This window comes from Vibrio sp. CB1-14 (assembly GCF_040412085.2).
Classification (GTDB): Bacteria; Pseudomonadota; Gammaproteobacteria; order Enterobacterales; family Vibrionaceae; genus Vibrio; species Vibrio chaetopteri.
In genome coordinates, this window is record NZ_CP115922.1 from 165,185 (window position 1) to 190,129 (window position 24,945).

The window sequence follows — 24,945 nt, forward strand, 5'->3', positions numbered from 1 at the left end:
CAAACCAACTGGATTTATAACCGTGTATGATTATGATTTATGATGTAAGCACACAAGATGATTATGTGCAGTTAAACAGAGAGGCACGATGATGACGATTTCAACATTAAGTGACTACATCATGGATAACTATGACTACAACGAAGAAGTCGATGACTTTTGTATGGGCAAAAGCGCTCTGAGCGGCACTGAGGGCTATCTTGATGAGAACTTTGAAAACCTCGTGAATGACTTTTTGAATCAAGTAGAAAGGAAAGGCCATGTGAATGGCAATGAGATAGTTCTGCATCGAAAAATAGGTCTATCTCGAGGCGCGCAGCCCCGCCCATGCTTGGGTAAATCTTGGAGTCTAACTAGCGAACGGGCGACAGCGTATTGCGTTGATAGAAGCTTTAGTGACGTCGAGAATAGAGCTCAAGATATTGTAGAGCTTACTGCCACATTTTCTGTGACTGATATTGATTGGTTGGAGTCTTTCCACCTCTATGTTTTAGTCGATTTTAAAGACTACGAACTTCAACCAAAGGATGGTGTAACACCTCTTGATCTCAAAGTAGCTGGTAGACCTGTTGTTATCGATGACGAGTACCGCATCGCTGAGTACCAAAATAGCTGAGCTGCGATAAGCACTAACTAAAACCACGAGGGCGAAGACAATGAATGCTTTTATCTTTCTTATTAATGAGCATGGACACTATTTTCAAATATCGAAGCAGGCATGGTCTCAGTTTGATACAGACTATCTGCTCAGGGCAGGGTGTGAGCTGTATCCGTCAAAGGATGCGATGTACCAATGGGTGATGAGCCGAGATCAACTCGCTTTGGATGAAGTGGATGGTACTGAAATCTTAATTATTGCAGACGACAAAGGGGTTATAGTCGAAGTCAGTCATAGCGGCCAGCGAACTGAGGTAGACGATCAGGATATCAACGACTGGTTGGCTGCCTATAAGCTCTGAACCGTTAACAGCGTTTGTGCTTCAAGAGTTGCTGAACAAATGAATATCCTCCCCCCGTTTTGGTTCTAAGCCCTGCAGTATGCGGGCTTTTTTTCTTTTTTGGTTGGGGGGAGGGTATTCCGGCGCTGCCATACTGACGATGTTTCCATTACAGTCGTTCGAATTAGGAGTCAGTTATGAGCCATCAAAGAAACAAAAATACTGATACAAAACCACTCTCGCATGCCCCCTATTCTGCAGCACAGCCTGAGGTTAAGAATCGAGATGCTGAAATTTGCTCCTTGCAGCGTTCAGCGTCTAGAGCAAGGTTCTTTAGCAGTCTGCCTTTGATTGACCACGCTGAACATGATTACTTTCAGCGACAGTGGGACGACATGGAAGCCGATACCTCTCTATTTGATGACTTTCTAAGTTAGCTTATGGCGAGGAAAGTGAGCGCACAACCGCCATCCATATACCTTGAATCTTAGCTTGTACATTGGGCGGCTCAGCCATGAAATAGCTTTAGAAGAGCCGCTAACTCAATGTTATGAAGGCTTGCTAGATAAGCAGCACTAAACAGCAGTAGTAGTTTGCAGAGTGTCTTGATGATTTCTCCAAGGTGCTCTGAGTTGAACCCCTCTGTTTTGACACACATAAATAAGAGTGTGCAGATACAAGCAATCCAATAAACCATACGTCCTCCTTGTTCCCCAGCGCGCCATTCACTTAATCTAACCGAATGCAGCAGCGAGTGTGCGAATTTCCATGCTTACTTTTTAGAGCACTTTTGTTTCCGCATTTTTGACAGTGAAGGTGGCACAAATTGCTTTCCCTTCGACATGCACACGCAACCTGTCTTTTGTAGCTGATGTCCAGTACTTCAAGAGCGTTTGCCTTAGCACCTCTCATACAAAGTCCATAGGGGTGTAGTCATCATTTTTCCAAATGAACTATGCAGTGCAATGTATGTGTGTAGGAGTTGAGATTTCAATGCAAAAGAAAAAAACGAGGCACTTATGTTTTTGGAAAAGGGAGCAGTTGATACAAAAATACCTACCACTGGGTAGGTATTTCATCATGTAAAGCCTGCTGGCCGGTCAAGACGCTTACGCGTTTACGTCTTCTAATTTCAATAATTATGGTTTGTAAAAGTAGCGGTTATCAGACAAAACATAACCAATGATCTGCAAACCTTCCGCTTCTGGATCCAGTATGGTCGACATGCAAGCATCGCTTTTCGAAATATACTTATCAATCTCTCCTAGTTCTATGGGTAGCCTTGTATCGACATGCTTTGTAAGAGTGGGGAGCTCAACCATACCTATCAAAGTGGCGAAATAGTGGCTAGGCACACAAATTAGCAACTCATTGTCACTGAGAATGTCTGCGCTACAAATTGGGTATTTTTTCCCATCTTCGCCGGTGTACATTTCGGACAAGGTAGAGTTTTCCAGAAGCGCAGCAATGTATGTTAAGTCAAAGCCCTTAGGTAACTCGACGAGTACACTCTCCAGCGCATTTTTTACTCGGTCTGCGAACAATTGGATTTTGTACATATCGTGAATAATCGCTTGTGCCGCCTCTTCGTCAGTCGATGCGTTGCTAAGAACGATTTTTGTCACAGTTGCTTCGTCATCGCCATAGTTGCGATAGTTAGGGTTATCGTTCTTTAGCTGAGCGCATGCAGCAAGCGCCTCTTCTAGGGTTTTGCACCACGCTTTATGAGTTGCTCTATCCCAAGCACCCCCATCAAGGCATTCGACCCTAAATGTTCTATTTTCGCCATCAAATGACTCGAAAATGAAAGGCACGTTAAACCAGGCTTTTATCTCTTGTTCACTGCGTTGCTCATTACTGATATCAGGGTCTAGCGGGCTAAATTGAACGATTGGGCAACCTTCTATGACTTCGAACTCTGTTTGCTTTGGCGGGGCTTGCGTTAGTGCTAGCAGTATTTCTTCTTCGCTTAGTGAGTCGTATCGCTGGCTGAATGCAGCGGAGATGCGCTCATAGAATTTATCTGTCTTACGCCAGTTCAACCAACGTCCCGTTTCGTTGGTGTCGCTAGAAGTGAGGGCTTTAGCACAGTGTGTGAGATCAGAGTGACCTTTATAGCCGAACGCCATCGCGAGCGCGTCATTTCGCTTAAATGCGGAGAGCAGGGCTTGGTCACGGTACCTATAAACGATACTGCTGGAAATTTGCTTTGCTAATTGTTTGAAGTCTTCAAAATCCGAAGGGTAGACTTTGATCTGATGGGGCATGCATTCACCTATATCTATAGTGCATCCGCTTGCCTCAGGTGCACTACGTAAGTCAATGCATAGAATAAGATGTATAAAAAGCTATTGAGCATGGCAAGGCTCGAGGCGCAACCCTCAGTGCAATACTATCGTAAAATCAGAATGTTGCAATAGTCTATTGATTAAGTATGCGGGCTACGCTGCCGTTCTTTACGATAGAGCACCAAACCCTCCGTCGTCTGATATTCATCTGAGTCGACCTTAGGCATATTGGAGCACGTAATCAGTTAATCGTTTAGCGAAGGCTGGTGGTACGGCGTTGCCAATAAAAGCTTTTGTGGCGACTTTCGATGCTGGCCAATTGTAATTAGCAGGGAATGTTTGCGCGGCGGCTATCTCCTCAATTGTGATTGGTCGGATTTTATCTCCGATCACAAGACTGTGTTTGTTCACGGTGGTGATTGTCGGTATAGGGGCATGAATGCTGTGCCCGCTGGTGGCACTGCCGTAGGCTGAGTCAATGAAGATATCACCATGGTCACGTCTTGCGTTAGCCACTCGCTTGCGTGTCGCCGGTACACGGTTGGCAACGTTATCCCAGTCATGTCCTGCGATACTGAGATCAAGAAAGCTGCTCGCACCAATGAGCGGCTCTTTTTCAAGCTGAATAGGTAAGGGCGATCGCGTTCTTGTGGCAAGCAGGATAAGGCGATTACGACTTTGTGGTACACCATGATGTTTTGCATTGAATGTGTTTTCAGAGACGGCGTAGCCAAGGGCTTTCAGTGCTTCAAGCCAAATGGGATATAGTGACCATTTTTTGAAATCTATGACGTTTTCAATCAGAGCAACCGGGGTTTTGTGACACTCTAAACAGCTAATGACAGCCCAAGCGGTTGAGCGGCTCTTGTCAGAGTGGTAGTCGTTGTGAGGTTTTCCGCGTGCACGGGAATGTCCCTGACAGCATGGACTAGCGTAAAGAATGTCGTGCTTTGGCAAAAGACTCCAGTCTGCTTGGTGTAAGTCTTGAGTAACGTGTGTAGTGTTTGGGTGATTTCTTTGATGGGTCTCTACAGCAAGTGCATTGTGATTTGCTGCCCAGAGAACATCGACTCCTCCTAGCGTGGCTCCGACGCTGGTACCACCAGCGCCTGCAAAAAGGTCAACGGCGGTGGCTACTCGATTTTTTATCATAACAAGGATCTCCTGTTCGTGGTCTCCTCTTCATTCTTCAGCAGGTGGGTTAAAAAAAAGTCCGAAATTAACTAAAAAAACTTCGTAAACGGACTTTTCTCAGAACGTCCCCCTTTATGATGGTCGTAAGGTTAGGCCATCAGCGGCACTTGCTTGGTTCGCCCTGAAACGGTCTAAATCAAAGTTAATTCTTGATGTGGCGTAGCGATATCGCTTGACTGGGAAGAGATATAGTCGAGCTCTATTGAAAGCCATGAGGAGCGCGAAAATGGAAGTGATTGTTCAACTTGAAAATGGCGAGAAACGTATCGAAAACCTAGTCGAGTTTTCTGAAGGTTCGTTGGAAGATCTTTGTGAACGTGTTAGTTCAAATACAGGCCATTGCGTAGAAACTATCGATCTATCGACGTCGGAGCTCAAGCTGTTTTAACCCAGATAGGCAGAGCTCTTGCTTATCGAATCGATAGGAAAACGCCGCCCAAAGCTGAAGATGAAAAGGCTTTGGGCGGCGTTTTTGTTTTCTAACCCTAAACCACCTTCTAGGAAGGTGGTGATCGTCCATTAGGGCTTTGCCCGAAGGACGCTCATGTTCAAGATATCCAAGTTTGTAACCAGCAAATCAAGGAGAAAAAGAACATGAGCAGATATGAATCCGCTTCACACGTATATTACAGGTGCCAGTACCACATAGTTTGGACGCCGAAGTACCGACTCAAAATTCTCAAGGGTAACTTGGGCAAAGAGCTGTACCGAAGTATCTATATCTACAGCAACATGAAAAACTGCAAGGTTGTAGAGTTGAACGTTCAAGTAGATCACGTCCACTTAGTTGTGAGAATGCCACCAAGTTTGAGTATTTCAAAGTATATGGGATTTGTTAAAGGACGGACAGCGATAAGGCTGTTCAACAAATTTCCGTATCTAAGAAAGCAAAAGTTATGGGGCAATAAGTTTTGGCAGCGTGGCTATTTTGTTGATTCGGTAGGAATGAACGAGGAAATAATCCGAAGATATGTCAGGCACCAAGATCGTGTGGGAAAGGAAGAAGAAGAGCGTCAGATGCATCTAGGGTTGAGTAACTAAAAGTTAGCCCCCTTCTAGGGGGCCATTCAAAGCCACCTGCTCAGCAGGTGGATTATTTACTCTACAGCGTCATATCTTGCGCCCAGATGCGAACGTACTGAAAAATGTTGGTAAGCAGAACGACTTTACGCCTCGAGTAAGTCACCAAACGATTACTTGCGTTGGTAGCTAAAAGGCACATTTGTACTCGACTGAAGAGCGGTTAATGTTGGCAGAAAAACCACATTTCCGGCTTCGAACTGCTGTTTTAAATCCTTCTCTCCATACGTTCTGGCAAACTTTGATGGTGAATAGAACCAAGCAAAGGCTGGTTGAAAAGCGTAGTCATATGGGTACGTGCTGCTTAACGCACTCATCGGAAAATCATCCGGCAATATCGCACTGATGACAGCGTAATTCGGTACTTTGCGTCCGTTGAATGCAGCAACTGGCTGTAGGTTGTCATTGACCACAAATTGGAGGTGATTCAACACTTGAGACTGGCAATTCACGTCGTATATTGCATTTAGGCGAGTGATAAAACTCTCGACTTCAGGTGTACTTTGTTTGCATAACTTCGAAAAGTTTCGATTCGAATCCGTGCGATTCCACGGAATGACGTGGTACGCGCTCTTGTACCAAACTTTCTCTAGCTCTTGAGAGAACTTTGTTTCGTCAATAAAAGTGTAATCGACATCGACTTTTCCGTAGCTAGTGGCAATCAGCTGTGCGAGTTCCTTTTGGTGGCTAGTGATTAATCGTTCTAGCTCCACTGGTGTCGTGGACTCACTCACTTCGACGAAGCGTAATATGCGGTTGTTGTTATAGAGTGAGCTGACATCCTTTTTATAGGATGAGCCCAAGAGGAAAGAGGATGCATCCAACAAAGACGCACCGCTTGCTAGCAGAGCGACAGTACCACCAGCGCTAATCGCATCTTTTGCCGCCGAACTTCCTCGGACGAATGGCTGGTCAAGGTTATTGGCTCTGTCTATATCCACTTGGGTGTAGTCATACATGATTTTCATCGCGTTAGAGAACTGCTCATCGGGTTCAACCGCTTCTAATGACGACTCTGAAGCGAGCCGTTGATTCTCAATTGCGTATTGACCTGCATTGTAGGGTTTCGACGCGCACCCCACGATACTAAGTGAAGCGGCCATAGCCAGTAACTTTAAGCCAGTATTCATGACGTTTTCCTTAACTAAATTAGTAACTTATATATTTTATAAATTAAGGTTATCATGCCCTCGTAGTGAATGACATAGTTGAAGGAAAACTCAGAACTCTATTTCTTGATAGCCAATCTCAGCTCGAAAAATTCAATAAGAGTGCTGTCAATTTAGTTCGTGTTTCGTTAGAGGTTATCTTCTAAGACCTAAGTACTGTCTATCAGAACGTCTATCCCACTAACTAAAACCTTTGTTACTTTTGATGAAAAATCGTCCGGTTTAATCATTTTGGCTTCTAAATCGGACTTTTCCCCTCATTGAGTCGCGTACTCTGTTAATCAAGTCAGTGAACAAAGGAGTGCCTCATGGGCGTATTTTTTGGTACCACACATTTTGTCGTCTTCGCCGACAGCCCATCGGATTGCTTGGTCAGCGTATCCAATTGCTACCCGTCACCATTGAACCCAAATGTCTACGAGCCAGTTGTTGGCCGTGAATATCTCTCTTTGGGTGAGGTAAAGCACTTTGACGATTTCGAGTCTGCCAAGGAGGCGCTCAGGTCACATATCTTGTCAACGACCGAGCTGGATCTCCTATCAAACGTCTATGCACAGACTTCTGCAAAACTCGATTTAGAAAGGCTGCAGCATGAGCGCAAAGTGGCCATTCGCAATAGCCGTAACGTAGCCTCTGATTCCAAAGGATATTTTCAACAAGAGATCGAGCGCTTAAACAAGCGAATTGAGTGTCACAAGTCGTCGGTTGCCAAGCTTGACGCTCAGGTCAGAGCGCTACGAGCGCTGCGCAGAAGAAAGATTGAAGTGTCATTTTTACCAAAGGAGAAGGTCTATGCTTGAACGAGGCTTAGCTGCAGACTTGATGCAAACGATTATGGAAGCGTGCGACTTTGGCGAGTACGAACTGGTGGCGTGCGATGGCGTCGATGTCTACGAAAAGAGTATTGAGCAGGTGTGCTACTTCAAGCGTTGTGAGGATGAGCCACATGCCACACGGCTATGTTTAACGAATGACGCTGTTCGTCACCCATACTTACTCAATTGTGAGCAGGTAAGCGAACTGCTTAAAAAAGAGTTAGCCGAGATCAATCATGAAGTGTTGCCGGTTACGGGCAATTTACTACAGTTTCCCGTATCCAATAAGGCTAAAGTAGAGCCAATTCGTGAAGTGGTCTTTCTTTCAGGGGCAGTGACCGCCGGTGATATTACGTCTAACCGCAAAAGGTTCATGGACAGCGAGAAGCGCTATAGAGACTTAGGCTATACCGTTATCCACACCTGTCAGTTACCGCTTGGACTGGGAGAGCGTGCCTACATGCGGGCTTCGATGGCGATGATATTCAATTGCGATAGAGTTGTGATGTTATCAGGATGGGAGCGCTCCTCAGGCGCACTAGCAGAGTACTTTTTGAGTAAAAAACTAGGATTACCTATCGTGTTTGATAACCCTAGTCATCCCAGTGAGTCTGATACAGCTTGCACCACTACATCCACTCACTGAATATATGCGAAGGTGTTATCGTGGGTATGCCACCGCAGCATTTTTTGTACTTCTTACCAGAACCGCATTTGCAGGTATCGTTTGGTTTGATTTTTGCCTTAGCGATATGAGGATTTGTTGTCGGCTTCTTTTTTTGTTGCTCAAGTGATGTTCGGATCTCCTGAAGCATCGTGCTGGCTTCGCTAGAAATCCGCTCAGCAATTTGCCTTTGCACACTCCTAGATAAGCTGTACTCAATACCTATTTGGCTACCCATTTTTATCGCTGTATTTAACAACTCATGGCCTTGTTTCTCGTCTTTACTGTCGGTAACGCCTTCAAAGTAATCTATGGCCTTGGTAGCGTATGCGTCAGGGCAGTCGAGCTCAATTGCTCTGTCTAGAAACTTGCGCGCATTGTCATGATCGGGAGCGATGAAATTATTATCGGTATAAAGCTGATAGAGGTCGATAAGTGCTTTCGTGTTCTCTTGTTCTGCCGCCTTGATAAAGTATTCGATAGCCAATTCATAGTCTCCTTCCCGACACAGAACGTTGGCCAATAGGCATTGTGAAGGGGCGTAGCCGGCATTCGTTGATGCTTCCAGCCGCTCTCTTGCGTACTGAGGCAAATTATCATCGTTATACAACTGATAAGCGACACTCGCGTATCGAAAGAGTGGCTCCGATTTTCCCCATTCCAAGATCATTTCATGGACGGAATTTTCGTGACCTTTCAGTTTTCGATAGCCTTCCATGTTTGTTGATAAGGCGCAGGCCATGCTGTAGCAGGCGAGAGCATGCTCAAGAAGCTCCATTCGCGACACTAGCTCAAGATCTGTTCCTATAACCGAACCATGCAAGACGCTATGGTGATACAACGACTCGTACATTCGTCCGGCTTTCATCTTTGCGTTGTAGTCAGTGCTTAATGTCGCTTCTGCAATAATGACTTCGGGCTTCTTTATGCTGACTTTGGCAAGGGAAAGGTCAAGCTCACGTCTTGTTATGTAGAAGAGATGATACGGTTTTAAGAACTTCTAGTAGCTCCTCTCTTGCCGATAAAGCTAATTCTCTCAGCTTGTCTTTTCTTTGATCATGAGTATCTGCAGACACTTCTTTTTTGTGCGCGCCGCTGTTGCCCTTAATTCGAATCGAGTGTAGAAGGTCAGCAAGGTAACTATCTATTTTGCTGGCGTCTTGCAACTCTTTAATTTTCGTGAAAATAGAGGCGGCCTTTAAGCTGTAGTTGTGGTGAGCGGCGATAAGGTCAATGATGTGGTCGATAAGGTCGCGTAGGGTGACTAGGGTGTAATCTGGCAGTTCATCGATAACTTCAAGCGCAGTGCGATAGTCACCGGTAAATTCAGTCAGGTATGTGTCGACAAACTTCAAGTCCGTTATGCGTTTCATCCGTTGCCTTCTGCTCGTTGCGTCGCTTATTAGTATGGGTGCATATAATAACCACGCTTATACAGAATGGATAGAGCGATAGGTCTACTGTATTGAATTTATGAGAGATAGGCAGGTATAGCCTAGGATGAATGACGATTTTCACCAGCAAGAAAGAGTCGTAATGTCAGCGGTAAAATGCCGAGCGCGAGCAGCAGATAACCGGGGGCAGGATAGGCTCCAGTGGTTACTACTGCCATTACCGCAGACGGCGAGATACGCATCAGGGAGCCCCTGGGCGGTAAAGTGACACCAAAGTACATTGAAGAGAAACATCATCATAAGCCCTGCGACTATCAGCAGGGAACTTGCAGTCAGGGATAGCTTGGATATTTTGTCGATCATAGCTTCACTCCCTGGTTTGTGAGGATGGCAATAAGCGCATCTGGATCCATTAATAGGCCAAAGAATAGATCAAAGCCTTTCGGTGGCGGAATGACTTGCTGATAGAAGTCGTTAACGACTTGTTCTGTAGCGGTTGGTTGTTGCATCACCGCAATAGCGATTCCGACGCAATCTTTATCAATCCTCGTGGAAAAATCCTTAACGCAAAGTAGATAGCTGTCAGCAAACGCTTGATGCGCGGATGACTGTTGTGAGAACTCGTGAGAAATGGAATGCTCTATCTTATCGACGTGGCTTCGAGTCGCCATGATAGTGGCAACAAATGAGGCGCCTAACACCAAATAGAGCAGTAAGCCGAAAGCTTTAAGTGACATTTTCAATAAGGGGTTAGTTGCTTCTTCCATGTCGCTCTCCTATTTCTTTAGATAAAGCATAGAGCGATATGCACTTGGCTTGAGGTTAATAATTTCAACCACGACGTCGCCCTTACTGTAGAGAAGAGTGAACAAGGAAGGTCCGGATGAACAAGGTAATTGTCGCCGCTATTATTATCGCGCTTGGCAGCGTCATTGGTGGATATCTAGCAAACCCGTTCCATAGTGCAATGCACGCATGTAAAGCCGCCAGTCCAACAACTAGTGATGCCGTTTGTATTCGTGTGGTTTCGGGATACAAGTAGGGAGAAAGAACGATGAATACGAAGAACTATGTCGTAAAATTTAAGAACGGAGAGACTATTAATATAGAAGGCGAAGGCAAAGAAAATGTCGACCTTTATGAGTATATTAAGGATATCTGTAGTTCTGGCAATGCCGTGAAGATTCAACAAGATACTTACGATAAGCAGACTGGAACGCGAACATTTAAACTGAAAGCAACAGATAAGCAAGGTCAGCTCTTTCTTGTACTGAAGTTGGGGCATTACTTGCAGTAAGTTAGACTACTGTCTTTGATATAGCGCTGAGCTCCAACTAGAGCTGCAGCGACGCCTCAAGCAGCGCTTTGCGTCGCTCGTTAAATTGTCTTTTCAAACGGCTCATATGTGACGCAGTAAGATCAAGCAATTCACAGACACGTGCTTGCGGCATATTGTGCACTAGGATCATTTCTAGGGCGCCAGTACTTTGCTTGCTTGGCTGGGTCGCGTGTAGGTCTATGAGTAGCTGAAATTGAGCTAGTGGGAGAGGGCTGCTCGCCTCCCTGTCGAGTTTCTTCAACTTATCTGCCATTGCCTGCCAACCTGCTACCGTGCGCTCGATATAACGACGAAACTCGTAGTCTTCGCCTAACTCATCAATAGCGTTCTGAAGACCAGCTGCTGGCACTGTCGTCACTAGTTTCTCTGCTGCTTCGTGAGCGCTCTTATTTCGAGGCTTGCGCGATACTGATGCTAATGCCTTGATTTGCTCTGGCGTGTACAGTGCTCCCGATGTCATTACGATGCCTTCCTTAACGATTCTAATAGCTGACGCTTTGAGTCAGACAGTTTGCCTTGTGCGCCAGCCATACTCGAAACAGATACGTTGGCTCTGATCGCCTGCTCCGCATTGACTGTCGCTAATTGAGTATATAACGGATGTACAGGAGAATTAAGAGCACTAATACAATCACTTAAGGCTTTTTCTGTCGCCTTTTGCATGCCCTGCTCAGCGTTGTGGCCTAGTGCATAGGCAACTCTGTGTGTCATGCCGGTGAGGAGTAAAAACGGGTTTCGACCAAGGCCATAGTGTTTAAAGGCTTCTGCAATAGGTGAAAGCAGTGCCTCGTTGTCTAGTTCCAGGTTACCAAATCCATCATCGTGAAAATCGTCAAGGGTTAACTCGGTCAGTGCTGCCGATACGCCTTTGCTGATACTCTCAAGTTCGCGGCGAACATGCGACAAACATGCATGAGCGGTCTTTGCATAGAAAGTTGCGAGGGACTGCATGCAAGGCAGGTTGGCTAAGATCTGTTTTTGCTCCTCGCGAGTGGTCAGAAGCTTTAGCATGGCATCGAAATGTGTTGCGCCTGCTGAATACGTTTGAAGCCAAAGTTCGTTGACGGATTGCTTCGCATTGTCTTTGTCAGTAAGTCTGTAATGCGCGTCATAGATGGCATGGCCAACCAACTCTGTTTGAAGGTGCTCAAAATATTCTTCAATCCTCGCTTGAACAACGCGCTCTACGCGCTGGTGAGTGGCTTGCTGCTGCTTTTTACTTAGCGCTCTACGTGAAAGGTTTCGCGCACGTCGGATCCACTTGAGGTGGTTAGCTTTTTGAAGACGATGCTCACTCATGAAAATGACATTCGGCAACTGAGACAGCCTTTGATAGTCAAAATCAGAGATTTGGTAGAGTGCATTTGAGTGGAATAACTCGGTTCTAGCGAGGCTACGCTGCACATAGCTCTCAAATGACGTGGACATGATAAGACCGGCGTGATTCATCAAGTAGTGAAACGCGGCAGTTCCTTGATAGGTGCGAGCGCAAGTCCTGCTGAACGGCTACGTAGAAGCGCTTGGTTGTGATTGGCTATACAGGTATTCCAGTGGGTCTCTATGAAGTTCTGAAACGCAGAGTCGTCGATGTCGATGGAGTATTCCATATGCCCAACAAGCTCTTCATCCAAATTGTAGTCGTGCAGTTGAAAGAGCTGCACTCGCTTCTGACTTCTATCTGGCAGCCAGTAGCCAATATGTTGTTCAAACTGCTCCGCTTGGCTGGAACGTGTAGAAGGGACGTAATCTTGAAGGGACGTGCGTCCAGCAACCCATTTACCATCACGCTCTTTGCTTCTCGTGCGCATTGTAAAGCGCACGCCACTTTGGCGCTTGTTGGTTTTCGTTTCACGTAAGGCAGGGTAGGCACTCGAAAACTCTTTGCACTCGGGCATTTCAGTTAGAAACTCAATACTGATGACATCGTGCTGCGACAGGGGCTGTCCAATCATGTCCTCGGTGGTAATATCCTCTCCGTACTTCTTGACTAGCACTCGATGCAGCTTGTCTTTTGCAAGTAAGAGGAGCTGCTGGTGGGCGTTCGAAGACGTTGGTAAATCAAAGTTAACCCCGCGCTTGCTGCGTTTTACTGAAAGTGATTCGCCTTGATCATCGATTCGGTAAACCACCTTTAGGCGTAGGTTATGCAGCGCTGTCATATTGTGACGGTTTACAAAGCGACCGTCAGCATCTGGAGTTAGCACAGGTGTTGCTTGCGATGAGTATTCAGTTAGGTTGATTGGCGAGTGCGCCAAGCACTCTTGTTCGCTTGCCTCGCTGTTAAACGTTTTTGCCGGTGTGAACAGTTGATAAACCAGTGCATCTGGTACGGTTTTATTTAGCACCGAAGCATCGTCCCAATCAGGGAGTCCTGCGGCGCGGCGTGCATCATTGAGCTCAGAGTTAAGCATGGGAAACGGCTTGCTCTTGCCATGTTGAACCGCATCTAAGATCTTCATGGGTCTGTAGGGTGTCGATTTAACCCCATTCAGTGACCATAGAGCAGACAGAAGTCCCGCGTGCTGCTCAGTGAAAAGAGACAACATCGGTGCGTCGCTCATGCGCGCGATGTACGCTTCACGGTATTCACGCTTCACGGCATCAGATAAAGTTGGGTCACTCATGATATCAAGTACCCCTTCATCGTTATCGATATCACCTGACGCCAAGCGCTCGCAAAATTCTTCGTGAATGCGCTTTTGTTTTTCAGTGATCTGCGCCGCGTAGTAAAGCAGATTCTCTAAGACGTTTGCTTTTAGAACATTGGGCTGAAGGTAGATGTTACTCGTCACTCCGCAGGTCGCTCGAGGGTGATAAGCTCTATGGCGAACATCAAGACTGACTCGAACAAAGTAATCACGAAAGCGAAGTACATCGTCACCAAACCTAGCCCAGCGAGGATACTGCATGATCTCCTTGCCACTGTGATCATCACTGACCACGGGGCAACATTGACACCCATATCTTGCCGTTCCGCCGCAAGTTGACTGTGACGTGACGCTACACACGTCATCAGAACCTTCACCGTACAGAGCGAGCAGCAAACCAAAGCTCTCACAAAAAGCACGAATAGCGTGCTGCTTGGATGGGCGTTGAACGGGGTTTTGCCCAGCGTGTGTTAGATAGTTGATGACGTCGCGAGTATCCCAATCAGAGATGGGTGCGAAGTTAGTGATGCTGTAGCCGACAGGTAGGCTCTGCCAATGCTGTATAAGTGAAGCAGCGGTGCGAGAATCTGTGCCTGCTTTCTTCATGTTATTCTTACGACGTTGGCTTTCCTCAGTGCGACTACCTGAAATGTCGACCCAGTGTGCTGAGCGATAACGGGCAGGGAGTCTATGCTGGATTTTTTCTAAGCAACGTCTTGAAGAGTCTAATTTCCAAATGATGCTGCAGTCGACAGTTCTCCCACTGCGTGCAGACGGAAGTAGCTTTTGTGTGCCAGCGAACAGAACCATCAACTGTTGGTAGAGTGGTGGTGAAGCGACTTCAATCTCGAGATTAATGCCCAAAGAGTCACAGTAGGCCTTAACCAGTTTATGTGCATGGGGTACATAACAAGACAAGTTATATGGCTCTAATGTGGTATCAACGGTGATGACCACCAGTGGTCTCGTCGTTTCAATCGTGCCTTGTTCCAGGCAGCGTCGCATAGCTTCAATGCTTGCGTTAAGAACAGTGCTGCTGTCTTTACCAGTGCTATAGCCAACCTTTAACACTGCGCCTTCTTCTAAGAGCCTCATCAATTCTTTAATGACTTTCTCTGACTTCGTAAAGACCGCTTCAGAAAGTTCGTATTTGAGCGAGCTAACATCAATAAAGTTCAGCATAACCGTGTCTCTTTTTGTGTACCTATTAACAGTAAAGTACATGGGTACAAAGTTGTCAAATTAAAACCTAAAAGGAAATAATTGTATAAATTTAAATCGTTATATATCCGTTATTTAATACTTTTATGTGTGATTTTGATTGTTGATTGCTTGATTAACATAATAACACCGACTAGTTTTAAGTTAACAATTTAAAAACGAGGTGCCATCATGGATATGACTACAATCGATTTATCAGCGAACTTAACACTAGAGCAGGCGTTCGAGCTTTTAGTGATCACAGGTAACGAGGGAATCGGTGAAACTCATCTTGGAAAGATTACTTTTGCTCAGTTTTGCATGATGACTCGCATAGAAAACGACTCAATCGATGAGAAAGCACGCATGCAGAGGTTGGTACAATCCACTCGTGCCAGTGGTATTACTCACTATGCTGTCGAACGAGAAAATACGGCTTTTCCTGAAGTGATAGTTGTGTTGTCGAATCACGCAAGCGTTAAACCCATTGAGATGCCATCTGTACAGGCCAATGGCACCAAACTTGGCATGTTATCGCTTCCAGTTGGGACGCGAACGTTTGTGCTCGATGGACAAGGGCGACGCGTAGGGATTGAACAAGCGTTGAAGCTCAAGGGCAGTCTTGCCGGTCACCATTTGGACGTAAAATTTTGGATTGTACCCTCTGCCGATGTCTATGAGAGTGCGACCGCTATTCGTCAGTTGTTCGCGGATCTGCATCTAGGGCTTCGTAAACCTTCCCGTTCTCAGTCCATCTATTTCGATAGCGAAGATGTCCTGAATGTATTTGCTAATGAAGTGCTAACGGTAACAGAGAGTCGCGGTGCCCCGCTAAGTGAGGCTGTTGCTGTAGAAGGGCGCTTGGCGCAAGGTCAGTGGTGTAACATGTCGCAAATCGTCGACTTTTTCTGTGCCTTTATCGGTGGCAGCAAGGCGGAGGTAAGAAGCGCGCTTGCTAACCGCGATGCTTATGACGCTTATCTGCTCGACATCACCCGTTACTTAGCCTCGCTCTACGACCACCTACCATACAAAGCGATTCAATCGGCAAACAAGGAGCAGTGGAAACTGCATGTGTCGAACAACTTGTTTTGCTGCGCTATTGGACTCAAAGCGCTCGGTTTGCTCGGGAATAGTCTACTTGTGGATGCCAAGGTTCGTGGCGAAGAGGAGTTTGATTTAGCACCACTGAAGGGACTAGAAGCACTTCCGTTTACAGAGAAAGACCATGCGCTTTGGATTAACGCGCAGGTGTATCAGAACATCGACGGAAAACTGAAAATCGTGAAAAGCAGTGAAAATCGTCTAGCAAGACTGCTTTGTACTGAGCTTAGAGTTATTGCTAGCGCTTATTGCAATCGCTAAGGAGGGCATGATGTTGATTCTAGATCTACAGGCGGAGCGCTGTCCAAATGCGATGAGCCTAGTACGACTATCACTCACTCGCGCGGTGCAATCAGGCTTTGAAGGAACGCTCCAGATACGGACTTTAGAACCTTCTCTTGAGAGTAAGATTAAGATCTTTGCTGAGCTTTCATCGTTGCCGTGCACTCTCGTAAACAGTCAAAGCGTTTCACTGAGCCAAGAAAGACGCGATGAACTTCTTGAAACAGAGGACATTGATACCAAAGAGCTCGCGCACTTCTCAAGCGAGCAGTTCATTACAGTAACCATAAACGGAGTACATCATGCCTAATCGATTTCCAAAACGCTATGAGGTTTGCGGTGACCATGTCGTTGTCTCACAAGAGCTCCATCGGACACTGAATATTCTTGCAGGACGTTTCTATTCGCAAATGGGCTACAAGCACATTGAGGGATTCGACTATTCATCGTCTTTGCATCCACAGGAACAGCTTATGTACGCCTTTGCGTTGGAAGCTGCCTATCTGCAGCAATCAACGGGTGCACTCGATGACTGATAAGGAGAAAGGATATGAACTACGAAGGTCACTATCTGATTTTAAAAAGGGCTGACTACACACGTGAGCTTTGTTTAACAGCCACAGAGTCAGTCATGGCACTGATACAGTGTGGTTTTTGGCCGCTCTACAAGCAAACACCTTGCAAAAATATCGTGAAAAGTGGAGAGAAAGTCCTAATTTACTTGCCGGGTGATGAGCCCGACACGCAGCATGTAATGGGGTCGTTCACTATCGCGAAAGTCACGCCTTGGACAACGTTTCATAAACGCAAATATCCACTACAGCTTGATGCAGAGCCGAGCGTTGTTCTCGAAATGACGGACGTGGAAGTGTTTGATTTGCCGGTACCAATCAAACCACTTCTCGACAAACTGGACTTGACGCCAACGAATCGCCAGAAATGGGGCTGCGTAATGGTCGGAGGCATGCGAAGGATCACACCCAATGACTATTCGCTACTGAGCTCAATGTAGCAGTCAGTTGATTGGATTGATGTCCACAAGATAGCCCTACAGAGCGCTAATCACGCTTGTGGATGCAAAATAGATTTGAAAAGGCTAGGTAACAACATGAAAAAATGGAGTTTGGGTTTAACACTTACGGCAATTTCAACGTTAAGCATCGCACAGAGCATTGATGTGATGAGCTATAACGTTGAAGGTGGCTATCTCTCAGATGCGAAGGTGACAACCGTAGCAAGCTATCTAAAAGCGGCACCAAAAGCGGATATCTATGGCTTTAGCGAGTTGACACAGTCTTGGTCTCCGCAGCTTAAGTCTCAAATGGGTGAGCAGTACCGTTATCTGAACAGCGACCAAGCGACTGATACTACGGATGCCCTGGCTTTGTTCTTTGATTCTTCAAAATTTAAAGCAGTTGAAACCGGTGAGCTTGTATTCAATGAACATAAGCACGAGCGTCCAGCGCTATACGCGCGCCTGAAAGATAAGCGAGAAAATATTGAGTTTATCGTCATGGTGAATCACTTAATGAGGGGAGATGCGTCTATAAGGCAGCGGCAATCAAAGAAACTCCAAGCTTGGGTAAGCGGGCAAACTCTACCAGTGGTGGCACTGGGCGACTATAACTTCGATTATGACGTACCTACAGGGAAGACGAATCAGGCTTATCGAGAGTTTGTTGCTGGTGGATACTGGCAGTGGGTAAAACCAACAACTTTAGTAAAAACTGGTTGCCATAAAAATTACAACAGCATTCTAGATTTTGTTTTCGTAGCCAATGGTGCGAAGGGGACTTCGGAGATTTTGTTTGCTGAGCCTGAATACTGCAACGATGACGATAAGCGACCTGACCACCGACCAGTGTTTGCAAGTGTTAAGATCCCTACCAGTTAGTTAGCAGAGACGAAAGTAGTCGTTAGTGATCGTTACAATACTTCCCTCGAGACAGAGGACTATTGGCGACGAAGTTGATCTCGACATTGAACAATTGGTGGCATTTAGAGCTTTGTTGAGATTTAGGTCATTGATTAAAATTATGATGCCTGGCTGCATGTTTTTTGAAAATAATATTCAACAAAACAATTAGCTAATGGTAAATTTTTGTAATGTCGTGTCGTATTTTCTCTTGAGCTAATGCCGTATATATTTCATGTGAGGGTAACTTTCAGGTATAATGAGGGCAAGCATCACGCAGGAGGGTTAATCATGACTGCAATTGATCTTATTTATCAACAGATAAAGCGCTCTCGACGCTATGTTTTCGAGCGTAAAGACTTTGACAACTTCGCTAGCTATGATCAGATTGGTCGAGTATTGAAAAAACTTGTGGATAGAGGTGTGCTGATGAAAATTGGGTATGGTCTATACACAAAGTCAACAATCAACAGCCTTACGAATAAACCGATGCCTACGAACCCAGGTGGCACTGATGCAATCATGCGTGAGATCTTAAGAATGCGCGGTGTAGACTTTGAGATGGACGCTTTGACATTAAAGAGTATAAATGGGCAGTCCACTCAAATTCCAGCATCCATCAGATACAAGTGGAACCCAAAACAGTTCAACCGAAATCTCAAGGTTGGTAACCGAGTATTGAGTAAGCGACAATGAGTATACCAAAGTTAAAAAGACAATTTCTTGAAGTATCTGACCTCCTTGAGTTAGGTAACCCTTCTATCACTGAAAAGGATTATTGGGTTGTGTCTTTGCTTGCCATGTTGGAAAGCGTAGAAAGTGAGCACCACCAGCTTGTTTTTTCAGGTGGAACAGCTTTGGCAAAGTCCAATATCAAGATTCTACGCATGTCTGAGGACGTTGACATAAAGTTGATACCAACTCAGGAGTTTCTCGAAAAGGGCACAAATGCGCGGAAAAAAGCTCGCAAAGCATTAGTCGATAATCTCATAACAAGGTTAGCTGATCATAGTTATCTGGATTACTGCGATAAAAAGGTACGCGATGAATATCGATATGTTGAAATCGTAATAGAATATCCACAACAATATAAACAAGCACCGTGTTTGAGACCTTTCATCAAACTGGAATTGATCGAGACAATAGAGCTTGAGGGTGTTGAACCTCGCTCTGTTTCATCACTGGTGGCGCAGAGCTACCATCAACCTGCTGAAGTTAATTCGATTTCGTGTATTTCTATTGACTCTACGTTGGTTGAAAAAGTGCTTTCTATGTTGCGGCGCACCATGTTAGTTAAGCGTAACCCGCAGCGTAAGGATGACAGAACACTTGTTCGACATATTTACGATGTTCACTGCATCAGCCACGGGCATACCATTAATATGGACGTACTAAAGCCGATGTTTGATACTGTACTGGAAGAGGACAAAAATCGATATGGCAATCAACATCAGGAATTCGTCGATGACCCACGTAATGAGTTAAACCTAGGATTAGAAGAGATAGAAAACAACGAGCAGTTTCGTAAACGCTTTGCCGATTTTGTGGCTCCAATGGTTTACAACTCAGATCCCCATGACTTCGATACTTGTTTTGCCTCATTTAAGGGCATTTCAGAGCAACTGATAAACTAATTTCTTCGATACATAGTGCCCCAACATTTAGCAACGCTTACAAATGTTGGGACAATATGCTCAAGAAGTCTAAATGGTTTCCTCTTTTACCTCAGTACCTACATAACCTATAGATTTGTTTTGTTTTCTAACCCTAAACCACCTTCTAGGAAGGTGGTGATCGTCCATTAGGGCTTTGCCCGAAGGACGCTCATGTTCAAGATATCCAAGTTTGTAACCAGCAAATCAAGGAGAAAAAGAACATGAGCAGAGATGAATCCGCTTCGCACGTATATTACAGGTGCCAGTACCACATAGTTTGGACGCCGAAGTACCGACTCAAAATACTCAAGGGTAACTTGGGCAAAGAGCTGTACCGAAGTATCTATATCTACAGCAACATGAAAAACTGCAAGGTTGTAGAGTTGAACGTTCAAGTAGATCACGTCCACTTAGTTGTGAGAATGCCACCAAGTTTGAGTATTTCAAAGTATATGGGATTTGTTAAAGGACGGACAGCGATAAGGCTGTTCAACAAATTTCCGTATCTAAGAAAGCAAAAGTTATGGGGCAATAAGTTTTGGCAGCGTGGCTATTTTGTTGATTCGGTAGGAATGAACGAGGAAATAATCCGAAGATATGTCAGGCATCAAGATCGTGTGGGAAAGGAAGAAGAAGAGCGTCAGATGCATCTAGGGTTGAGTAACTAAAAGTTAGCCCCCCTTTTAGGGGGCCGCCATTCAAAGCCACCTGCTCAGCAGGTGGATTTTTACTTTGATCTGAATGGCTTTGATTCGGGGGTTATATCCAAAGTCGACTTCTGTGACACTTTCAACTAGTAAGCCTCGTTTTTCTGCAAAATCCGCTATCTCACCAAGGGTAAAAGTCGACATTTTGTTCGGTTTATTGAAGCGATCTCATGTTGCTCTAATGTGTTTATTTGTTTTCTCATTGATTGCCACAATTTTCCCCTAGCTTTTACGTGTAACTGTTCATAAAAAAATAAGCAATCACGACTGACATGTTTTTTCAAATTAGTAATAGACTAGTAAAGTTAGTCACTGTTCGGTAGTTTTGATGGGTATTTTGCCTTAGATCAGGTTATCTGAAATATTCCAACCCTTCAAAAACCGTAACAAGGTTTTGTCCATAAACATCGTAACCTACATATTTAATGCGACTAATGATGTGCGAGCCCTGTTGACATCACTTTAAATGAGCTCGTTGATGCTCTAAATCCATGAAGGTCTTTCTGGAAAGATACGCGTGCTTTGTCCTTCCTTCACAGAAGGAGGGGCATGTTGTACGGTCGTTAGCTTAGGTGCTTTATCGTGTCGAAAACAAGCCCTTTTAACCAAGTTAGATACGGTGAATGTCGGGAGCGATGAGCAAAAAAACCACCAATGGAGAATTCTGGTCCATCTTCAAAGTGCTCTATATCAAGTAGCGTCATATTTTCTGGAATAGAGTGTCTAACAATATGGCTGACAGGAAAAAGACAGTGGTGTTTACGTACTGCTTGATAGCATAGACCTATTTTGTCTGTTCGTAATAATACCCGAGGTTCAATATCCCGCGCTCTCAAATAGGTTTCTGCAAATGTTTCCCCTTGGTGGTAATCAGGCATTAACATTAATGCTAACGGCATGCTTCCGACATCTTGTGGGGTTATGCTTCCTTTTCTACTCATTGGATGTTCGGTAGAGCAACAGAGCTTAAACTGAGCCGCAACAACATGTTGCTGCACGATCTCTTTAGTAATGCCTAAAGGCATAAAATTAATCCCTAGGTCTACTTGGTTGGTTTTGATTTTAACTTCGGTATCGTGAGACCAGTTTTGGATGACGATCGTTGCATTGGGAGCGCTTTTAGTGAGTGTTTTGAATAAGGGCTCCATTAGTGGGTAGCAGAGCACTGTGTTGATGTGAATATTGATTTCGCCAGAGTAGTCCTCCGGGTTGAAACTACTTCCTTGTTCAAATATCGCTTCCAGTCTTGATAAGACATCGGGAAGTTGTCGAAGCAACTGATCACATTTGGGTGTCGGCTCTAACCCATGCTTTTGTCTCAAAAACAGTTGATCGTTGAACTGCTCTCTGAGCTTTCTTAGTGACTTGCTTACTGCGGGTTGGCTGATAAAAAGTCGCTCGCCGGCTCGTTTGGTATTCTTCTCTTCGCCCAGTATTTTAAGCAACTTTAGAGAATTAAAGTCGAGTTTTAACATCTCCGACTCTTTCATAGGCAATCCTTGCTTCATGATAACCACATCAGGTTATCATGAAGTTAAACATATTGCACAGAGTCCAATAAAGTAGCGATCGGTTGGATAAAGGAGGGCTGCCTTTGTGTGCACCTTCGATCGATAGTGTATAGAGTTTGACTAACTAATTGAACTCGTATCGATAGTTAATTGACAGGGTGTTTTTTGAACCAAATTGTGAGCTATTACTGACAATGCCAAAGCTGTTTATTGATTGGTTATCATCGATTCGATAGCTTATGCCACCACCAAGATAACCATTATTTGTGTTATTGCTTCCTGCACTACCTCCACCACCTAACATCAGTGTAAGTCCATGACCTATTGGCTTAAGTGCGAGCATTCCCAGATACGCGCCATGGCTTTCAATGGGCACCATTAATGATTGACCGTGGTATGAGTGAGTGGTGGCCACTACAGCGCGTCCTTCTGTGTAGTTATAACCAAAGGCTGGAAAAAGTTGCCAGCCAGCTGGGTTCACACCGAAAACGCTGAGAGGTATAAATGTCCCCAAGTTGTAGCTGGTGCTGTTACCACCACTCTCATACTGATTTTTCTTGAAGTTGAAGTGGCTTTGTTGCGTAATTCGATGGAACTAAATCAGGAAGTTACGATCTGATCGTCTACATCAGTTAATCATCGTAGCCTTATGCCAAAACCTCGTTATAAAACAACGAACTGGAAACAGTACAACAAAGCCCTAATCAATCGTGGTTCACTCACTTTCTGGATTGATGAAGAAGCCATAAGCGAGTGGAAGCAAAGCAAACAGAGTAAGCGCGGCAGGCCTCGTCAATTCAGCGATCTTGCCATTACAACCGCATTGATGGTGAAACGAGTTTTCTCTATGCCATTGAGAGCGCTGCAAGGTTTTCTAGACTCAGTATTTAAGCTGGCTAACATTCCGCTTGTTTGTCCACATTACACCTGTATAAGCCGTCGAGCCAAGGAAGTTGAGGTCTCATTTAAAACTAAAACCAGAGGTACGATACAGCATCTGGCCATTGATGCTACTGGTCTCAAGGTTTATGGAGAAGGTGAATGGAAGGTCAAGAAGCATGGTACTGACGGGAAGCGCAGAGTCTGGAGAAAGCTGCATTTAGCAGTCGATACCAGCACTCACGAGATAATAGCAGCAGAACTAAGTTTATCTAATGTCACTGATGCAGAAGTCCTTCCTAATTTGCTTAAGCAAACACGTCGACGAATCATCGAGATATCTGGAGATGGTGCTTACGACACAAGGAATTGCCATGATGCCATACGGATTAAGCGAGCTGTTCCGCTTATCCCACCAAGAGAAGGGGCTGCCTTCTGGGAACAAGGACACCCTCGCAATTTATCGGTAGGTTGCCAAAAGCTCTACGGCTCCAACCAGAACTGGAAAAAGCGGTATGGTTATAACAAGCGTTCACTCTCAGAAACAGCCATGTATCGTGTGAAGCAGTTGCTAGGAGGTAGATTAAGCCTGAGAAATTACAATGCTCAGGTAGGTGAAACCTACGCCATGATTAAAGCACTGAACAAGCTTACAGGGCTTGGTATGCCTGAAACTCAGTATGTTGTATAAGAATTACCCAATTTCAGGCAGTTTGGTTTTCTGTCCGAATTACGCAACAAAGCCAGTTGAAGTTCACGATCCCCTTGCTAAATAGCCAAGACCCGCCAATACGCCACTCACTAGCATCGGAATTGATATTGCCGCTGATCATTCTGGCTTCATCCAGCCCTAACGAACCATTAAGCGTTAACTCTCCATTATAGCCAGCGCCAACTCTTGTCACTATTTTAGTAGGGTCTTCTTGGTTTTTTTCTTCATCAACTAGCTCATAAGCCGCTACCTGCAGCGCTAGGATGGGTAATATGAGAGATGTAAGTCTCTTTTTAAGTAACATATTTAATCTTCCGATATGTTTATAATTGGTTGTTTTTATTTTTTAGTTTTATATTTCTGAGCTGTTCGCCATCCATGGCAATAGTTCTAAAATTGATAGTTATATTCGACTCTGAAATCAGTGCCGTTTACTGCTTCACCAAAATTCCAAAATGCTCGGATATTGCTTTGAGTATCTATTTGATAGCTCAAAGCAACTTCATGCTGCCAACCATATAAACTGCTTAATGCTTCAACACCACCCAATTGAGTTGTGTACATAGGGTTGTAGTTCAACCAAGCTTGGTCGGTTATCTCTATTTTCGAGTAGAGGCCTAGCAAGCCAAAACTAGATGGGATGGCATAACCTATTGATCCGAACGATTCACCTTCATCGACTAATAGAGCCGAATCAACGTCCGCAATATTCACTCCAATGCCAGCTAGTGGGTAGAGCTGAATCGCTCCCATAGCAGGGAGTGCTTGAATCATGGAGTATGAGGCTGAGCCTAGCTTTTGATTGAAGTCCCAGTTAATGTCCACTTGAGAGCCAATACCGTTTTGCATATTGACATTAAAGTGGCGGTAACGAAGAGAATCGAAGCTATCATTTCCTTTTAATCCAAGGGTATCAGCAGCAAACCCCTTTGCTTCAAGGATATGCATTGCCATTGTGGATTCGTTGTTGGTGTCATACGCCTGACCGAACTTGAAGTTTAGGCCTTTGTTTGTTGCTCCAATTCCTGCTTGTGAATAGACTGAAAGCGGGTCTGACATATCTTGATATTCTTCAGCAACAGAAGTGTTAAATACGACAGATAGAGCAGATGCGATAGTTGCTACTTTAATATAATTGATTGTTTTCATAATAACTCTTATTTTATTTAATTTATCCCTGGTGAGTATTGAAAGCCCATTCCAATTAGGCCATCAAGTGATATGCATAGACTTAAAATTAAATGCCTTTGCTATGTGGGAAATTCTATAATAAGGTCTTTTTATTTAAGAAATGACTATGGTGATTTCATGCTATTACGATTGGTTATATCTAAAATTTACCAAGATAAATATTAATTTAATGATATGATTTCAAGTTATTTCTTAATGTAATAATTGTTATTTCTTGTTGGTTTAATTAGTCGCTAATATTAACGTGGATTGATGATGTG

General features: G+C 44.7%; 33 protein-coding genes. 18 read left to right on the forward strand and 15 right to left on the reverse strand.

Annotation, left to right across the window (positions count from 1 at the left end):
- Window positions 1–88: 88 nt before the first annotated feature.
- The 3 genes from PG915_RS24660 to PG915_RS24670 all read left to right on the forward strand — a co-directional run bounded on the left by PG915_RS24660 (window position 89) and on the right by PG915_RS24670 (window position 1,375).
- Window positions 89–616, forward strand: coding sequence for a hypothetical protein (locus tag PG915_RS24660; protein ID WP_353500252.1), 528 nt, complete (start codon window positions 89–91; stop codon window positions 614–616).
- Window positions 617–656: 40 nt separating this feature from the next.
- Entirely contained in the window at window positions 657–959 is a 303-nt protein-coding gene (locus PG915_RS24665) for a hypothetical protein (RefSeq protein ID WP_353500253.1), read from the forward strand.
- A 176-nt stretch (window positions 960–1,135) separates the two neighbouring features.
- Window positions 1,136–1,375: a hypothetical protein gene (locus tag PG915_RS24670; protein WP_353500254.1), complete on the forward strand. Its 240-nt coding sequence runs from the start codon at window positions 1,136–1,138 to the stop codon at window positions 1,373–1,375.
- 71 nt (window positions 1,376–1,446) lie between these two features.
- On the opposite strand, the gene PG915_RS24675 is transcribed toward PG915_RS24670, so the two are convergent.
- The 4 genes from PG915_RS24675 to PG915_RS24690 form a co-directional block, all read right to left on the reverse strand.
- Entirely contained in the window at window positions 1,447–1,635 is a 189-nt protein-coding gene (locus PG915_RS24675) for a hypothetical protein (protein WP_353500255.1), read from the reverse strand.
- An 82-nt stretch (window positions 1,636–1,717) separates the two neighbouring features.
- Window positions 1,718–1,843, reverse strand: a complete 126-nt coding sequence (locus PG915_RS24680; RefSeq protein ID WP_418642828.1) for a hypothetical protein — start codon at window positions 1,841–1,843, stop codon at window positions 1,718–1,720.
- Between the two features lie 234 nt (window positions 1,844–2,077).
- Entirely contained in the window at window positions 2,078–3,205 is a 1,128-nt protein-coding gene (locus tag PG915_RS24685) for a hypothetical protein (RefSeq protein ID WP_353500256.1), read from the reverse strand.
- Between the two features lie 240 nt (window positions 3,206–3,445).
- On the reverse strand, window positions 3,446–4,378 hold the full coding sequence (locus tag PG915_RS24690; RefSeq protein ID WP_353500257.1) for a DNA cytosine methyltransferase: 933 nt from the start codon (window positions 4,376–4,378) through the stop codon (window positions 3,446–3,448).
- 268 nt (window positions 4,379–4,646) lie between these two features.
- Between PG915_RS24690 and PG915_RS24695 the strand changes: the two genes are divergently transcribed.
- A complete protein-coding gene (locus PG915_RS24695) occupies window positions 4,647–4,808 on the forward strand; it encodes a hypothetical protein (protein WP_353500258.1) in 162 nt (53 codons plus the stop codon).
- Window positions 4,809–5,014: 206 nt separating this feature from the next.
- Entirely contained in the window at window positions 5,015–5,461 is a 447-nt protein-coding gene (gene tnpA, locus PG915_RS24700; protein WP_042473647.1) for an IS200/IS605 family transposase, read from the forward strand.
- 152 nt (window positions 5,462–5,613) lie between these two features.
- Here the strand turns inward: tnpA (PG915_RS24700) and PG915_RS24705 are convergent, their stop codons facing one another.
- Complete coding sequence (locus tag PG915_RS24705; protein ID WP_353500259.1) at window positions 5,614–6,630, reverse strand: hypothetical protein; 1,017 nt, start codon at window positions 6,628–6,630, stop codon at window positions 5,614–5,616.
- 347 nt (window positions 6,631–6,977) lie between these two features.
- On the opposite strand from PG915_RS24705, the gene PG915_RS24710 reads away from it, so the two are divergent.
- Window positions 6,978–7,469 (forward strand): hypothetical protein, encoded by a 492-nt coding sequence (locus tag PG915_RS24710; RefSeq protein ID WP_353500260.1) that lies wholly within the window; start codon window positions 6,978–6,980, stop codon window positions 7,467–7,469.
- Complete coding sequence (locus PG915_RS24715) at window positions 7,462–8,130, forward strand: DUF4406 domain-containing protein (protein ID WP_353500261.1); 669 nt, start codon at window positions 7,462–7,464, stop codon at window positions 8,128–8,130. The genes PG915_RS24710 and PG915_RS24715 overlap by 8 nt, the downstream gene beginning before the upstream one ends.
- On the opposite strand, the gene PG915_RS24720 is transcribed toward PG915_RS24715, so the two are convergent.
- The 3 genes from PG915_RS24720 to PG915_RS24730 all read right to left on the reverse strand — a co-directional run bounded on the left by PG915_RS24720 (window position 8,114) and on the right by PG915_RS24730 (window position 10,309).
- A complete protein-coding gene (locus PG915_RS24720; protein ID WP_367357792.1) occupies window positions 8,114–9,016 on the reverse strand; it encodes a tetratricopeptide repeat protein in 903 nt (300 codons plus the stop codon). The genes PG915_RS24715 and PG915_RS24720 overlap by 17 nt on opposite strands.
- 88 nt (window positions 9,017–9,104) lie before the next feature.
- On the reverse strand, window positions 9,105–9,521 hold the full coding sequence (locus PG915_RS24725; RefSeq protein WP_353500263.1) for a DUF4145 domain-containing protein: 417 nt from the start codon (window positions 9,519–9,521) through the stop codon (window positions 9,105–9,107).
- Between the two features lie 380 nt (window positions 9,522–9,901).
- Window positions 9,902–10,309, reverse strand: a complete 408-nt coding sequence (locus PG915_RS24730) for a hypothetical protein (RefSeq protein WP_353500264.1) — start codon at window positions 10,307–10,309, stop codon at window positions 9,902–9,904.
- A 116-nt stretch (window positions 10,310–10,425) separates the two neighbouring features.
- Between PG915_RS24730 and PG915_RS24735 the strand changes: the two genes are divergently transcribed.
- A complete protein-coding gene (locus PG915_RS24735) occupies window positions 10,426–10,584 on the forward strand; it encodes a hypothetical protein (RefSeq protein ID WP_353500265.1) in 159 nt (52 codons plus the stop codon).
- 12 nt (window positions 10,585–10,596) lie between these two features.
- Window positions 10,597–10,839 (forward strand): hypothetical protein, encoded by a 243-nt coding sequence (locus PG915_RS24740; RefSeq protein WP_353500266.1) that lies wholly within the window; start codon window positions 10,597–10,599, stop codon window positions 10,837–10,839.
- A gap of 37 nt (window positions 10,840–10,876) precedes the next feature.
- On the opposite strand, the gene PG915_RS24745 is transcribed toward PG915_RS24740, so the two are convergent.
- Genes PG915_RS24745 through PG915_RS24755 form a run of 3 tightly spaced genes read right to left on the reverse strand, consistent with a single transcriptional unit; the run spans window position 10,877 to window position 14,711 of the window.
- On the reverse strand, window positions 10,877–11,341 hold the full coding sequence (locus PG915_RS24745; protein ID WP_353500267.1) for a hypothetical protein: 465 nt from the start codon (window positions 11,339–11,341) through the stop codon (window positions 10,877–10,879).
- Window positions 11,341–12,309 carry a hypothetical protein gene (locus tag PG915_RS24750; RefSeq protein WP_353500268.1) on the reverse strand — a complete coding sequence of 323 codons (969 nt, stop codon included), beginning with the start codon at window positions 12,307–12,309 and terminating at the stop codon, window positions 11,341–11,343. Before PG915_RS24750 ends, PG915_RS24745 begins: the two co-directional genes overlap by 1 nt.
- Before the next feature lie 20 nt (window positions 12,310–12,329).
- On the reverse strand, window positions 12,330–14,711 hold the full coding sequence (locus PG915_RS24755; protein WP_353500269.1) for a hypothetical protein: 2,382 nt from the start codon (window positions 14,709–14,711) through the stop codon (window positions 12,330–12,332).
- 210 nt (window positions 14,712–14,921) lie between these two features.
- Between PG915_RS24755 and PG915_RS24760 the strand changes: the two genes are divergently transcribed.
- The 8 genes from PG915_RS24760 to tnpA (PG915_RS24795) all read left to right on the forward strand — a co-directional run bounded on the left by PG915_RS24760 (window position 14,922) and on the right by tnpA (PG915_RS24795) (window position 20,353).
- On the forward strand, window positions 14,922–16,094 hold the full coding sequence (locus tag PG915_RS24760; protein WP_353500270.1) for a DGQHR domain-containing protein: 1,173 nt from the start codon (window positions 14,922–14,924) through the stop codon (window positions 16,092–16,094).
- A 7-nt stretch (window positions 16,095–16,101) separates the two neighbouring features.
- Window positions 16,102–16,425, forward strand: coding sequence for a hypothetical protein (locus PG915_RS24765; protein WP_353500271.1), 324 nt, complete (start codon window positions 16,102–16,104; stop codon window positions 16,423–16,425).
- Complete coding sequence (locus PG915_RS24770) at window positions 16,418–16,651, forward strand: hypothetical protein (protein WP_353500272.1); 234 nt, start codon at window positions 16,418–16,420, stop codon at window positions 16,649–16,651. Before PG915_RS24765 ends, PG915_RS24770 begins: the two co-directional genes overlap by 8 nt.
- Before the next feature lie 14 nt (window positions 16,652–16,665).
- On the forward strand, window positions 16,666–17,127 hold the full coding sequence (locus PG915_RS24775; RefSeq protein WP_353500273.1) for a hypothetical protein: 462 nt from the start codon (window positions 16,666–16,668) through the stop codon (window positions 17,125–17,127).
- A gap of 96 nt (window positions 17,128–17,223) precedes the next feature.
- Complete coding sequence (locus PG915_RS24780) at window positions 17,224–18,009, forward strand: endonuclease/exonuclease/phosphatase family protein (protein WP_353500274.1); 786 nt, start codon at window positions 17,224–17,226, stop codon at window positions 18,007–18,009.
- Window positions 18,010–18,321: 312 nt separating this feature from the next.
- Window positions 18,322–18,726, forward strand: a complete 405-nt coding sequence (locus PG915_RS24785) for a DUF6088 family protein (protein WP_353500275.1) — start codon at window positions 18,322–18,324, stop codon at window positions 18,724–18,726.
- Window positions 18,727–18,728: 2 nt separating this feature from the next.
- Window positions 18,729–19,664, forward strand: coding sequence for a nucleotidyl transferase AbiEii/AbiGii toxin family protein (locus PG915_RS24790; RefSeq protein WP_353500431.1), 936 nt, complete (start codon window positions 18,729–18,731; stop codon window positions 19,662–19,664).
- Between the two features lie 242 nt (window positions 19,665–19,906).
- Window positions 19,907–20,353, forward strand: a complete 447-nt coding sequence (gene tnpA / locus PG915_RS24795) for an IS200/IS605 family transposase (protein WP_353500276.1) — start codon at window positions 19,907–19,909, stop codon at window positions 20,351–20,353.
- Window positions 20,354–20,955: 602 nt separating this feature from the next.
- Here the strand turns inward: tnpA (PG915_RS24795) and PG915_RS24800 are convergent.
- The gene (locus PG915_RS24800; protein ID WP_353500277.1) at window positions 20,956–21,900 is read right to left on the reverse strand and encodes a LysR family transcriptional regulator; all 945 of its coding nucleotides are present in this window, start codon (window positions 21,898–21,900) and stop codon (window positions 20,956–20,958) included.
- A 127-nt stretch (window positions 21,901–22,027) separates the two neighbouring features.
- Entirely contained in the window at window positions 22,028–22,318 is a 291-nt protein-coding gene (locus PG915_RS24805; RefSeq protein ID WP_353500278.1) for a hypothetical protein, read from the reverse strand.
- A 234-nt stretch (window positions 22,319–22,552) separates the two neighbouring features.
- Here PG915_RS24805 and PG915_RS24810 point away from each other — a divergent pair, with 234 nt between their 5' ends.
- On the forward strand, window positions 22,553–23,473 hold the full coding sequence (locus PG915_RS24810) for an IS5 family transposase (RefSeq protein ID WP_353500279.1): 921 nt from the start codon (window positions 22,553–22,555) through the stop codon (window positions 23,471–23,473).
- A 13-nt stretch (window positions 23,474–23,486) separates the two neighbouring features.
- On the opposite strand, the gene PG915_RS24815 is transcribed toward PG915_RS24810, so the two are convergent.
- Window positions 23,487–23,798: a hypothetical protein gene (locus PG915_RS24815; protein ID WP_420884641.1), complete on the reverse strand. Its 312-nt coding sequence runs from the start codon at window positions 23,796–23,798 to the stop codon at window positions 23,487–23,489.
- An 86-nt stretch (window positions 23,799–23,884) separates the two neighbouring features.
- On the reverse strand, window positions 23,885–24,643 hold the full coding sequence (locus PG915_RS24820) for a hypothetical protein (protein ID WP_353500280.1): 759 nt from the start codon (window positions 24,641–24,643) through the stop codon (window positions 23,885–23,887).
- Between the last annotated feature and the right edge of the window lie 302 nt (window positions 24,644–24,945).

Coding starts and splice junctions, on each gene's coding strand:
- tnpA (WP_353500276.1), top strand. CDS start 19,907: ATGAGCAGAGATGAATCCGCTTCGCACGTATATTACAGGTGCCAGTAC.
- PG915_RS24755 (WP_353500269.1), bottom strand. CDS start 14,711: ATGCTGAACTTTATTGATGTTAGCTCGCTCAAATACGAACTTTCTGAA.
- PG915_RS24725 (WP_353500263.1), bottom strand. CDS start 9,521: ATGAAACGCATAACGGACTTGAAGTTTGTCGACACATACCTGACTGAA.
- PG915_RS24715 (WP_353500261.1), top strand. CDS start 7,462: ATGCTTGAACGAGGCTTAGCTGCAGACTTGATGCAAACGATTATGGAA.
- PG915_RS24710 (WP_353500260.1), top strand. CDS start 6,978: ATGGGCGTATTTTTTGGTACCACACATTTTGTCGTCTTCGCCGACAGC.
- PG915_RS24815 (WP_420884641.1), bottom strand. CDS start 23,798: ATGTTACTTAAAAAGAGACTTACATCTCTCATATTACCCATCCTAGCG.
- PG915_RS24810 (WP_353500279.1), top strand. CDS start 22,553: ATGCCAAAACCTCGTTATAAAACAACGAACTGGAAACAGTACAACAAA.
- PG915_RS24690 (WP_353500257.1), bottom strand. CDS start 4,378: ATGATAAAAAATCGAGTAGCCACCGCCGTTGACCTTTTTGCAGGCGCT.
- PG915_RS24820 (WP_353500280.1), bottom strand. CDS start 24,643: ATGAAAACAATCAATTATATTAAAGTAGCAACTATCGCATCTGCTCTA.
- PG915_RS24780 (WP_353500274.1), top strand. CDS start 17,224: ATGAAAAAATGGAGTTTGGGTTTAACACTTACGGCAATTTCAACGTTA.
- PG915_RS24730 (WP_353500264.1), bottom strand. CDS start 10,309: ATGGAAGAAGCAACTAACCCCTTATTGAAAATGTCACTTAAAGCTTTC.
- PG915_RS24685 (WP_353500256.1), bottom strand. CDS start 3,205: ATGCCCCATCAGATCAAAGTCTACCCTTCGGATTTTGAAGACTTCAAA.
- PG915_RS24770 (WP_353500272.1), top strand. CDS start 16,418: ATGCCTAATCGATTTCCAAAACGCTATGAGGTTTGCGGTGACCATGTC.
- PG915_RS24785 (WP_353500275.1), top strand. CDS start 18,322: ATGACTGCAATTGATCTTATTTATCAACAGATAAAGCGCTCTCGACGC.
- PG915_RS24720 (WP_367357792.1), bottom strand. CDS start 9,016: ATGAAAGCCGGACGAATGTACGAGTCGTTGTATCACCATAGCGTCTTG.
- PG915_RS24675 (WP_353500255.1), bottom strand. CDS start 1,635: ATGGTTTATTGGATTGCTTGTATCTGCACACTCTTATTTATGTGTGTC.
- PG915_RS24800 (WP_353500277.1), bottom strand. CDS start 21,900: ATGAAGCAAGGATTGCCTATGAAAGAGTCGGAGATGTTAAAACTCGAC.
- PG915_RS24740 (WP_353500266.1), top strand. CDS start 10,597: ATGAATACGAAGAACTATGTCGTAAAATTTAAGAACGGAGAGACTATT.
- PG915_RS24745 (WP_353500267.1), bottom strand. CDS start 11,341: ATGACATCGGGAGCACTGTACACGCCAGAGCAAATCAAGGCATTAGCA.
- PG915_RS24750 (WP_353500268.1), bottom strand. CDS start 12,309: ATGTCCACGTCATTTGAGAGCTATGTGCAGCGTAGCCTCGCTAGAACC.
- PG915_RS24660 (WP_353500252.1), top strand. CDS start 89: ATGATGACGATTTCAACATTAAGTGACTACATCATGGATAACTATGAC.
- PG915_RS24665 (WP_353500253.1), top strand. CDS start 657: ATGAATGCTTTTATCTTTCTTATTAATGAGCATGGACACTATTTTCAA.
- PG915_RS24775 (WP_353500273.1), top strand. CDS start 16,666: ATGAACTACGAAGGTCACTATCTGATTTTAAAAAGGGCTGACTACACA.
- PG915_RS24670 (WP_353500254.1), top strand. CDS start 1,136: ATGAGCCATCAAAGAAACAAAAATACTGATACAAAACCACTCTCGCAT.
- PG915_RS24705 (WP_353500259.1), bottom strand. CDS start 6,630: ATGAATACTGGCTTAAAGTTACTGGCTATGGCCGCTTCACTTAGTATC.
- PG915_RS24735 (WP_353500265.1), top strand. CDS start 10,426: ATGAACAAGGTAATTGTCGCCGCTATTATTATCGCGCTTGGCAGCGTC.
- PG915_RS24695 (WP_353500258.1), top strand. CDS start 4,647: ATGGAAGTGATTGTTCAACTTGAAAATGGCGAGAAACGTATCGAAAAC.
- tnpA (WP_042473647.1), top strand. CDS start 5,015: ATGAGCAGATATGAATCCGCTTCACACGTATATTACAGGTGCCAGTAC.
- PG915_RS24760 (WP_353500270.1), top strand. CDS start 14,922: ATGGATATGACTACAATCGATTTATCAGCGAACTTAACACTAGAGCAG.
- PG915_RS24765 (WP_353500271.1), top strand. CDS start 16,102: ATGATGTTGATTCTAGATCTACAGGCGGAGCGCTGTCCAAATGCGATG.